The sequence below is a fragment of the Streptomyces sp. NPDC048416 genome (assembly GCF_043200435.1).
In the GTDB taxonomy this organism is placed as follows: domain Bacteria; phylum Actinomycetota; class Actinomycetes; order Streptomycetales; family Streptomycetaceae; genus Streptomyces.
Genome location: NZ_JBICXU010000073.1, coordinates 1 through 1,301 on the forward strand (window position 1 = coordinate 1; position 1,301 = coordinate 1,301).

The window sequence follows — 1,301 nt, forward strand, 5'->3', positions numbered from 1 at the left end:
CTTGGGCTCTAGGAGTCGTCGCAACACCCCAGCCCAGGGGATGCGATGGACTTCAAAGTCCGGGACCGGTCCGTTGTCCAGGGGCGCCGTCCCTTGTCCGAGGAACGGCGCCTCTACCTTCTGCTCATGCAGCGGGGTATGAGTAGCAAAGAGGCGTGCCGGATCGTCGGCGTCAACGAGAAGACCGGGCGGCGTTGGCGTAACGGCCGCGCCGCGTCCGGCGGGCACGTCGGGGCGTCACCGATCACCACGGTGGCGCCCCCACGCGGTCCCGCCCGGTATTTGCGTGAGACCGACCGGATTCACATAGCCGACCGGCTGCGGGAGAAGGCCACGGTCCGCGCCATCGCCGCCGAGCTCGGCCGCAGCCCCTCCACGGTCAGCAGGGAGATCCGCCGCAACCGGCACCCCGGAAGCGGCCAGTACCGGCCGCATGCGGCACAGGCCCGGGCCGACGAGCGCCGGCCCCGCCCCAAGGCGGGCAAGATCAGTCAGAACCCCGAGCTGCGGGCCGCGATCCAGGCCGGTCTGGACGAACTGTGGAGTCCCGAGCAGATCTGCAACGCTCTGCGGGCACAGTTCCCCGGCCGGCCGGAGATGCACGTGGTCCACGAAACCGTCTACCAGGCCCTCTACCTGCAAGGACGCGGCGAACTACGCAGAGAACTCGCCGGAGCACTACGCACCGGCCGTGCCCGCCGCACACCCCGCCGCCAGGCCCAGCAGCGACGTCCCCGCTTCGCCGATCCCATGGCCATGATCAGCGAACGTCCCGCCGAGGCGGAGGACCGGGCCGTGCCCGGCCACTGGGAAGGCGACCTGATCATCGGCAAGGACAACGGCTCCGCGATCGGCACCCTCGTCGAGCGGGCCACCCGCTACGTCATGCTCCTGCACCTGCCGGACGGCCGGGGCGCCGAGCGGGTCCGTGACGCTCTCCAGGAGACCGTCCAGCGGCTGCCCGCCCACCTGAAGCGCTCCTTGACCTGGGACCAGGGCTCAGAGATGGGCCGCCACCACGAGTTCACGATCGCCACCGATGTCCCGGTCTACTTCTGCGACCCGGCCAGCCCCTGGCAACGCGGCTCCAACGAAAACACGAATGGTCTGCTGCGGCAGTACTTCCCCAAGGGCACCGACCTCTCAGCCCACAGCCGCGAGCACCTCGACGCCGTCGCCGCCCAGCTCAACGGCCGCCCACGCAAAACGCTCGGCTGGGAAACCCCAGCCGAGCGCCTGCATAAACTGCTCGCGGCCTGATCAACACGACCACGTGTTGCAACGACCCCTAGAAACCGCCG

At 69.7% G+C, this 1,301-nt stretch carries 1 protein-coding gene; it reads left to right on the forward strand.

The annotated features are described in order from the left end of the window. The first annotated feature begins 138 nt into the window (after positions 1-138). The gene (locus ACGFW5_RS35275; RefSeq protein ID WP_393838449.1) at positions 139-1,260 is read left to right on the forward strand and encodes an IS30 family transposase; all 1,122 of its coding nucleotides are present in this window, start codon (positions 139-141) and stop codon (positions 1,258-1,260) included. The last annotated feature ends 41 nt before the right edge of the window (positions 1,261-1,301 follow it).